This is a genomic window from Shewanella sp. SG44-6, assembly GCF_014164185.1.
Classification (GTDB): domain Bacteria; phylum Pseudomonadota; class Gammaproteobacteria; order Enterobacterales; family Shewanellaceae; genus Shewanella; species Shewanella vesiculosa.
The window spans coordinates 1-9,251 of record NZ_JACJER010000157.1; the positions used below are offsets into that span (position 1 = coordinate 1).

General features: G+C 35.8%; 10 protein-coding genes. 8 read left to right on the forward strand and 2 right to left on the reverse strand.

The window, feature by feature from the left end:
* The first annotated feature begins 295 nt into the window (after nucleotides 1-295).
* The 7 genes from H5185_RS19380 to H5185_RS19410 all read left to right on the forward strand — a co-directional run bounded on the left by H5185_RS19380 (nucleotide 296) and on the right by H5185_RS19410 (nucleotide 4,790).
* Nucleotides 296-595, forward strand: coding sequence for a DUF2375 family protein (locus tag H5185_RS19380; protein WP_182742914.1), 300 nt, complete (start codon nucleotides 296-298; stop codon nucleotides 593-595).
* A 23-nt stretch (nucleotides 596-618) separates the two neighbouring features.
* A complete protein-coding gene (locus H5185_RS19385; RefSeq protein WP_182742915.1) occupies nucleotides 619-951 on the forward strand; it encodes a hypothetical protein in 333 nt (110 codons plus the stop codon).
* Between the two features lie 425 nt (nucleotides 952-1,376).
* Nucleotides 1,377-1,883 carry a hypothetical protein gene (locus H5185_RS19390; protein ID WP_182742916.1) on the forward strand — a complete coding sequence of 169 codons (507 nt, stop codon included), beginning with the start codon at nucleotides 1,377-1,379 and terminating at the stop codon, nucleotides 1,881-1,883.
* Between the two features lie 54 nt (nucleotides 1,884-1,937).
* Nucleotides 1,938-3,068, forward strand: a complete 1,131-nt coding sequence (locus H5185_RS19395) for a tyrosine-type recombinase/integrase (protein WP_182742917.1) — start codon at nucleotides 1,938-1,940, stop codon at nucleotides 3,066-3,068.
* Nucleotides 3,069-3,077: 9 nt separating this feature from the next.
* A complete protein-coding gene (locus tag H5185_RS19400; RefSeq protein ID WP_182742918.1) occupies nucleotides 3,078-3,659 on the forward strand; it encodes a DUF2913 family protein in 582 nt (193 codons plus the stop codon).
* A 344-nt stretch (nucleotides 3,660-4,003) separates the two neighbouring features.
* Nucleotides 4,004-4,234: a hypothetical protein gene (locus H5185_RS19405; protein ID WP_182742919.1), complete on the forward strand. Its 231-nt coding sequence runs from the start codon at nucleotides 4,004-4,006 to the stop codon at nucleotides 4,232-4,234.
* 187 nt (nucleotides 4,235-4,421) lie between these two features.
* Nucleotides 4,422-4,790 carry a hypothetical protein gene (locus tag H5185_RS19410; protein WP_182742920.1) on the forward strand — a complete coding sequence of 123 codons (369 nt, stop codon included), beginning with the start codon at nucleotides 4,422-4,424 and terminating at the stop codon, nucleotides 4,788-4,790.
* A 282-nt stretch (nucleotides 4,791-5,072) separates the two neighbouring features.
* Here the strand turns inward: H5185_RS19410 and H5185_RS19415 are convergent, their stop codons facing one another.
* Both H5185_RS19415 and H5185_RS23090 read right to left on the reverse strand, forming a co-directional pair.
* Nucleotides 5,073-6,056: a hypothetical protein gene (locus tag H5185_RS19415; protein ID WP_182742921.1), complete on the reverse strand. Its 984-nt coding sequence runs from the start codon at nucleotides 6,054-6,056 to the stop codon at nucleotides 5,073-5,075.
* An 8-nt stretch (nucleotides 6,057-6,064) separates the two neighbouring features.
* Nucleotides 6,065-6,190, reverse strand: a complete 126-nt coding sequence (locus tag H5185_RS23090; protein WP_259396261.1) for a hypothetical protein — start codon at nucleotides 6,188-6,190, stop codon at nucleotides 6,065-6,067.
* Nucleotides 6,191-6,446: 256 nt separating this feature from the next.
* On the opposite strand from H5185_RS23090, the gene H5185_RS19420 reads away from it, so the two are divergent.
* Nucleotides 6,447-9,212 (forward strand): Tn3 family transposase, encoded by a 2,766-nt coding sequence (locus H5185_RS19420; protein WP_310741678.1) that lies wholly within the window; start codon nucleotides 6,447-6,449, stop codon nucleotides 9,210-9,212.
* Nucleotides 9,213-9,251: the final 39 nt, after the last annotated feature.

Below are 9,251 nucleotides of genomic sequence, written 5' to 3' on the forward strand. Positions count from 1 at the left end.
TCTTGTTCAACAACCGATTCGCTCAGTAAGTTAGAAAATTCGATAAGCATTTCCTGTAACTGATAAAAGTTACTTTTCATTATCGAATTTAGATGTGCGCGTTTTGACATTTGTGCTACCGCATACTGACCACTTATGTATGTTATATCACCGTACTAAGTTAGTTTCAATGACTTTCAATTTTTCGTTATATGTAATTTATCTCAAGTATAAATTATCTGTCATAACACTGATAAGTACATTAGAGATTCAATGTAATCAATTATTTTATAAATTATTGATTAAGGTGTCCCAAATGGACCCTGAAATAACAAAAATAAATCAATGTAGAGATAACATTGTATTCAGAACTTACTCATTTTTGGTAACAAATATGCCCACACAGCAATCTGTCACTATCCTTTACTATGAAAGCGAAATATCTATGGAACTTGAATCTTTACTGATTAAAAACTGCCAGATAGGTGATGGTGGTCGAGTGATAATACCCCACAGTGTTAAACAGGATAAGTTAATCATAGCCGTGTTGCTAGGTGAGGTAGTTGTTCTCAATAAGTTAGGCGATCGAGCTTATAAAGAAACTAAAGTTGCATAATTAAAGGAAAACATGAGGGTTTTATGAATTGTCCAATTAGTTTTTACGATAAATCTCATACTAGAATAGAAGAGATCGTTCACAAAATTGAGTTAGCTGCAGTAGAGTTTGTATTCAATCTTGAAGTTACAGAATTCAATGACGTTTTAGTATTGCAAGGGATCAGTGAAGAAGATTATGAGCAGTATTTTAATGAATTAAGTGAGTTTTTGTCTTTTTCTACTTATAGGTATTCTAACTCATCCGTGTTTAATCGAGCATGGAATGCTCATAAATTAATGTCAGATAGTTTTATTTATAAACATAATGGCCAACAAAAACTCATAGGCGATTGCTTTGAATGGCTGAAGCCATAATCAATTTTAACTTTGACTACTGAATAAATCTGAATTGATAATACTATCGCTTAATCAAAAATACAGAAAACCTCTTAAATCGTCTTAGATAACTCCACACAAACTCGGAACCACTTAATTTAAGATTTTGTAAAATGGTGTACCCATAATACTAAATCTTGAGAAAGTTAACCGCCCTACTCTAAAAATGAAAAACTCAAACATTAGCAAAACTCTAAGGTTAGTAAAATGGTGTACCCATAAAAGTCAGGTTTGAATTCTAGTTATTTAGCTCTTAACTTTAGATAACTGTAATTATGTTAAGTTAAGATTTACTTTAAACCCATTTAGTATTATGGTGTACCCATATTACAAATCTGGCTAATCTTCTTTATCATTCGCTTGGTTTATGAAAATTTGAAAAAGAGGTATTTGAGGACTGAATTATGGAAGAGAAAGAGTATGTGGCACCACAATGGAGTTATGATTTTTATGAGCCCAAAGGAAAACGGATGCGGCTCCTATCAATTGAGGAAGTTCAATTATCTTCTCGATTACTGAATAGAAACGTAAAACATACCAATTGCTCAACTCACCCTGAACGATATAAATCCAACTTTAAAGCTCACGTTCCTTATGCCGAAAAAATTTGGTTGTCAGTTTGTCGTGCTATTCGCAATATATCGGCTTTGCCGGTACATGCCGTTCATCATCATGACATGGATGCCTTAAACCATGATTTATCACTTATTTTTTCTGATACTGGTTGGCGTTGGATTCGTAAAGAAATCAGTCAGTTAAAGAAGCGATCTAGAAAATCGAGGTTTGAATTGTCCGCAGATCTACTCGATGAGCTCAAATCAATTATGGCCAGAGAAAAACTGACTACTTTTGATGCAGTCATTGATTATCTGGTGACACTCGATAAGGATTTAAGGTCGGATGAAGAATAACTCAGTGTTTTTCTATATTGCTGACTATCTTGAGGATGAATAAAGGAGAAAATGATGCCGTCATTGACTAAAAATCAGAATTATTCTGTTAAACTGAGTTCTAAGCCAGATATTAACCCTCGCAAAGTCAATGACTTACTTCTTGATGATGTCTCTATCATGCAAAATGAGTTACGATCATTGCTCGACAGTGATATTGAAACGGCTAATTTTGACCGCATTTCAGAATTAATTTCAATGTTGTTGCATGACTTTGAATTGTCATCCAGTGACATGAAAGCGAACACCTTAAAATCACTTAATCAGAATTGGTACCAATTCTGTAAATGGTGTACAGGTGTGTCCATTGTCCCAATTCCATGCTCTGTAGACCATTTTAAAAAGTACATCCTTGAACATTCAACACGAGTAAAGTTTAATACATTAAAAGTCTACTCTTGGGCTGTTCAGACCATGCATTTGGCCGCAGGTTTACCGTCGCCTACTGAATCATTAACAATCAAAAAAATGTTTGAAAATATAGAAAGTAGCAAGCTGACGGATGGTGAGTTTACGACCCAGGCATCTGCATTCAATGAGGCTCACTTAGAAGTCCTAACCCAAGTGTTTTCACAAAGTAAGAAACTAATAGAGTTAAGAGATTTGGCTTTATTAACAATGTCTTATGAATCTATGTTGCGTGAGTCAGAGTTGGCTAGAGCGACCTTTGAACAGATAAGTTTTACTCGAGATGGCAGGGGTATTTTGCTGGTGCCTATTACCAAATCACGTCATTCAGGTGAACCAGATAAAGTTATTTTAAGTTTACGATGCTTGGACTTGATTGATCATTATGTGACGTTAGCGGGGATTGAGAGAACCGGTTTAATTTTCAGAAAAGTCCATAAATCGAACAAAATAGGCGTTCAAAACAACCCATTATCAGGGGTAGCGATCGATAACATTTTTCAGAATGCCTTTAGTGTTGTGTCGGAATACTCACCGGGTCTTGTTAGAGGATGCGTTCCTTGGAGTGGCCATTCAGCCCGTGTCGGTGCCTGTCAAGATTTGCTAGCCGCAGGTTATTCACCTTTGGAAGTGCAAGTCTCTGGTCGTTGGAGTTCGCCGGCAATGGTTTACAGATATGGCCGTGACATTCTTGCAGAAGATGGCGCAATGGCAAAATTTCGGTCTGATAAAAAGTAGGAGAGTGGAATGACGCAGTATTACGAAACCTTGAAAGATGTGTGTGAAAATGCACTATTAAATATGTACTTAGAGGTTAGTAGTAATAATAGATTTACGCCTATAGAAAAACGAACACAAATAATAAAAAAGTTTATAAAGCCTAAATTGAAGATGTCGAAGTACAAAGTCATAAAACCAGAATTAAAAAGATTAGCCTTAGTTAAAGCAACGATATCACTTGAGTCCGAACTGCATAAATTACTAGCTAACATGCAGAAATATAAAGGGAAAGGTGATGCGGAAGCGCTACTGTTTGATTTTCTCGGCAATATTCATGTTTGGACAGGGTTAATGATACAGGTAGCCAACAAATATACCGTGGCAGAGCCTGGTAACGTTTATTTGTTGGAAAATGAGACTTTTACTAAGTTAGATAAAGATGGCCACTACATTAAGCCAATCAATCTGTTTGTTTATCTTGATGCAGATAATGATTTAAATACAGTTTTATCACAAATACAGCAGGATGAACGTTTTAACATTTCTGTCTCAGAAAGGTTCGATACTCATGCCAAATTAAACGTTTTACCGGTTAATGAACTTCAATAGACGAAAAAAAACCAGCAAAAGCTGGTTTTCTTCCCCAAGGGACCCCTCCCTCAGTTGGAGGACACACTATGAAAAATTGCCAAAACAACTTCATAATGAGTACATATTTATTTTACTTCAGTGATGACAATTTTGTAAACAGTTTTACTAGTTTTAAGTAAATTATACCGATATTAGTATCGAAAAATCTTACTTGATTCAATTGTGGTAAATCAAATAGTGGTCACTATGCGGTAGGTAGATAGTGATGTTAATATTTTTAGCAAGTCCAAAATAGTACCTGAAATAGAATAGAAAATTGATTTATTAGGGTAAAATATAAGAATGTACAAGGAGTATCTGTTATGAATGCAAGACCTATGATTTCATCTACTAAGTTAGTTTACAGCAATGATCTATTCAGTATTTATATAGCGACTAACAGTGAGCAAGAGTCACCATTATGCTCACGTAAACCTGCGTTTGTGTATTTTAAAGGGGAGTTTTACAGTATGAAACGATCAAGTATAGAGCCATGTTCTAGGGCACAAACTGAGTATTTGTTATCAGTCATGACACGTTTTGGGGCCTTCTAGTAGATGACACACGGTTCATTTAACAAATACCAAGAAAATACACAATGAAATTAATGAAAACGCTATTGGGGTTGATAGAGAACCAATTAGTGAACCCTATCAACATGATTTAGCCAGAAGAGATCGGTTTGTATACTTATTATATTCCACACATTTTCAATCATATGATGAATTTAGGTCCTCGCTTATGTCTATGGCTGGCTACAATGAAAGTGAAATCATTCTTGAAATCAATGCCCTGAAAAATTTGGCTACCTTCAAATTGCACAAACATAGAGTTAAACAGAAGTTGCTCTATAAAAGTTCGTATAAAAAATTACTCATTGAGCAAGGGTCACTGGCAATCTATGAAGCCATGAACAATTCGGCGCCATTCGACGTGGATCTCATCACAAATTTATCTAAAAAATATGAATACAAACCTGAACAAGTTGTCAAACAGCTACGAAATTACAAAAAACTCTCCACTCAAATCGCGATTTTTAAGCAAAATAATAAAAAATTTCCTTTGATTAGTGCGTTGATTAAATGTGCCAAATTAAATGTGATGTATTAGCTGGCAACTCACTTTTAAGCCAAATTTTAAACAGCTGTATGACCATATTAAAGTTTGATAATAAATTAAGGTTTTCATGAACGGTAATGACGCAATAGTTTGATAAATTATCAGAGGACAAATTTCATTTTTTGATAATAAAGTTTGATCATTTTCAAGCTCACTTTTGGACAAAAATTAGTTAGAGCAAAGGGTCTAAAAATAAGTCGTGGGATTAAGAAATATATGGCATTCTGGATAAGGACGCGACTTCGCGCGGCCTATCCTTATCTGTTAAATGAATCATAACGCTAAAGTTAAACGAGAACGCCACATATACTGGTCAAGATTTCCCAACTGATCAAATATTTGGGCATGTTTATAGTCTATAGGAAGCACTTCGGTTCTCTGATTTGTAATACCAATCTGTCTAGGTAGAGGCAATGAACAACTGGCACCATCAACGTTAACCAATATGCTTTTTAGAGAAAGAATATTACTTACACCATAATAAACATTTAACCAAAAACCTGTAGCGTGAGGGTTTGGATATGAGTTAGCCCAAGGTTCTTTAAAGTCCTCACATTGCTTCCCGTCGTCAGACCAATCTACGACCAAACGCAGATTCACATCGTTACGAAACACTGCAATTGTTTCTGAGTTATTAGAGCTTATCTCCCAATCTTGTGCCGCATCTGAGCGAAGAACGCAATTCTCAATATATGGTAAGGAAGGAGTAGAGCCAATCTGAGGTGAATTATCTTCTGAGTCTTCCAAGTCGATAATTATTTTGATAAAAGTATATAGCTCTTGAATTAACTTATCTTTTACTTGTTTACGCTTAACAGTATCTGCATAGATCTCTTCATTTAGAAAATATTGGATTGGCCATCGCTTATGTTTGAGGTCAAAAGGCAGCTCATCAGGTTTACCATAAGCAGTATTCATAATATTTAATACACATGCATCGCCTCGAACACCAATGGCATAACCCAACTCAATTAGTACGTTTGAGTTAGGGAAACTCTTACCCAGATTATTACAAGAAGTACAGTAACTAATATCAGCAACGAAAACTGAACACGATGAAATCTTGCCAAATATAGTCGTCGCAATGTCAGGAGTACCTGGAACCCCTTCAGTGTCACTATCCAGACGCTCTGACTCACCATACTTAGGCTCTTCTGTGAGCTTTCTTAGCGACGCTTTTAAACAATCTCGAATAAAGAAGCGATTATATTTTTGATCTAGATCACTCTGCCACGAGTAAAATATATTGTTTTGCATAACTATCCTTATTCATTTAACGCCGCATTCAGCGGCTTGTCTGCTGAATGCGGCGTTAGTTGGGGTTTTGCGCCCATCCCCTCGAAATTAACCTTAGCTTGAATTTTCACGCTTAGAGTAACTTTTCGTACCATTGGACTTCACCCCTTGAATAACACAGTTTGTATTATTTAGCCCATCCCCTCGAAATTGGCATTAGTATTCTTAAGTAATAATATACAGTGTTCAACCATCTTATGAAAAGTTTACCACTTTAGTCGCTTAAATCGGCTTTATGGTAATGTTAAGCAGTTGACTGGTAAACATTAACCTCATTGATTAAGGTATGCTGATTAAAAATAACAAGAAAGGCTTACCACTATTTCTTCATCAAACACCAAGCGTATACAAATTCTCAGCGAATCAGAAATCAACGAACTCTATGCCTTACCCAATTTTAACCGTAAAGATCGTGATGATTATTTTTCGTTAGATAGTGAAACTCAAAGGCTCGTCAACGAATTAAGACGTATTGAAACCAGAGTGTATTTTATCTTACTGCTTGGTTACTTTAGGTCACGGCCAATAGTATTTAATTTCTCATTTACTCAAGTCAGTAATGATTTAGATTATGTAAGATCCAAGTATTTCAGCGATAAAGATATGTCTCTTGAGGATTTATCACCAACAACAAAAACTAAGCTGATTAATAAGTTATTAAAATATACAGGGTTTACAGCATACCAAAGCAAGTTAGATAAAGAGCCGCTATTAAAAAGGCTTAACGATGTTGTAAAAATCAACCTTGAACCAAGGTATGTTTTTGATGAATGTATTGCTTATTTTGGTCAAAACAGAATAGCGCTAGCTGGTTATACAACGCTGCAAGACACTATTTCTACGGTATTATCAAATGAGCGTAACCGAATTGAAATGGTGCTGCTTGATAGTTTGTCTTCAGGTACCAGAAAAACATTACTTAAATTACTTGAGTCAAATAATACCTTTACTGACTTAGCCAAGTTAAAGAAAATGGCTAAGGACTTTTCAACGAGCCAAATCACCCAAGAGCTGAAGACGCATAAAATTATACGCTCGCTTTATCCAGAAATTAAGTCACTGATTGCTGAACTGGAGCTATCACCTAAAAATCTTGAATACTATGCTTCACTGGTAAAGCACAAGTCCGTTTATAAGCTTAGAAAACACGCAGATAGCCAAACTATTTTATATCTCGTTTGTTACTTGTTCTTCAGGTACCGAGAGACTAACGACAATCTTGTTGCTGCATTTATTTACTTGGTAAGGAAGTTAACCGAATCAGCTAAAGGCTATGCAAAGCAGCGTATTGTTGAAGATGTAACCATTGTAAGAACCAAATTAAAATCCGCTGGTAGTTTATTAAAGTACTTCATCGATACCGATATGGACGATGATTTAAGCTTTGGTGATGTACGTAAAAAAGCCTTTGAATTGATCCCTGCTGACAGTATTAAACTGTTAAGTGATCACTTAGATAATAACGACTTTGATGGCCGTCAGTACGAATGGCAATTTATTGATAAACAATCCAGTAAAATTAAAAAACTTATCCGCTCATTATTTATGTCTATCGATATTGAGTTCATTCATTTAAAGGATGAACTCCATGAGCAGTATGTTATGGCACATTCTGAACTTAGTGAATTAAAGGCTATCCAAACCATTAACATCGATGTGGTACCTAAACATGACCGAGAGTATTTAGAGGGAGAAAATACCAAATTAATTGCTAATCGATTTGAGTATTTCCTTTATCGTAAAGCCGAACAATTATTTCACAGTAATAGCTTAACGGTGAAAGAAAGCGTTAATAACCGTAGTTTAACGTCAGATCTTATACAACCTAAAGAATGGCAGCAAAAAGAGACAATCATTGAAAACACTGGCCTTGATAAGCTGGCAACACCGATTAACCAAACACTCGCAGATAAGAGCCAACAATTAGAAGTTAAGCTGAAGGAAGCAAGCGAGCATATCTTTAGTGGTGATAATAAGTATGTTGAGTTTATTCCTGGCAAAGCCGAACTCAAGTGGTCAATTCCTAACAGCCGTTGGCAACAAACAATTGAAAACCCGCTCTACAATCAAATTCAACACATGGGTATCGTTGAACTCATGTTGTTTGTTGATCAAAAGACAGGTTACTTAAATTCATTTACACACATATCAGCAACTAAAGAAAAATCACCAGTAAATAAAGAAGATCTGATCGCCTGTATATTGGCAAACGGCACCAATTACGGCCTATATAAAATGGCGAATATCTCTGACCGTTCAATGGGTAAATTACGCAGTGTAGATGATAGTTATGTCAGATATGAAACACTCAAAACGTCTAATGATCAGGTTTCTAATGCTATAGCCACGTTGCCAATATTTGCCTATTACCATGTGGACGATAATCAGTTGTTTTCAAGCATTGATGGTCAAAAATTTGAGTGTCGCATAAATACGTTTAAGGCTCGGTATTCGTCTAAGTACTTCTCCAAAGGTAAAGGTGTTTCAGCATTAACATTGGTTTCTAATCATGTTCCGGTGAGTACGCAAGTCATTGGCGCTAACGAATATGAAGGTCACTTTGCTTTTGACTTACTCTATAACAACTCTTCAGATATACAGCCTAATACCTTATCGACCGATACGCATGGTACCAATAATGTTAACTTCGCTATATTAGATTTCTTTGGTTACACATTCGCCCCTCGATACGCGAAAATGAAAAAGGTGTTTTTTGAGCTATTTGAAGTGACTGAAGAGAACGGAGGCCGTATTCAATTAAAGAAAGATATTAATCATAAGCTAATTGCTGAAGAATGGGACAATATTCAGCATATTGTTTGTTCATTGAGTCGTAAAACCACCACTCAAAGCACAATCATTAGAAAGTTGAGTAACGGCAAGAGCCGAAGATTGTCAGCATTGCATGAGTACGACCGTTTAATTAAATCTATTTATGTTTTGGAGTATGTTGATAATTCAACGTTGCGTCATTACGTCCAGCAAGCCTTGAACAGAGGTGAAGCATACCATCAGTTAAAACGTGCTATTAGAGGTCCGGCCGGTAAAAGCGTTGGAATTAGCCACTTTGCAAATAAGACATTGATTCATTTAGCTTTTCTGACAAGGGCTGGATAAAATCCTTACCGAGATAGCGAATCCTGAAGCTGCTTAAAC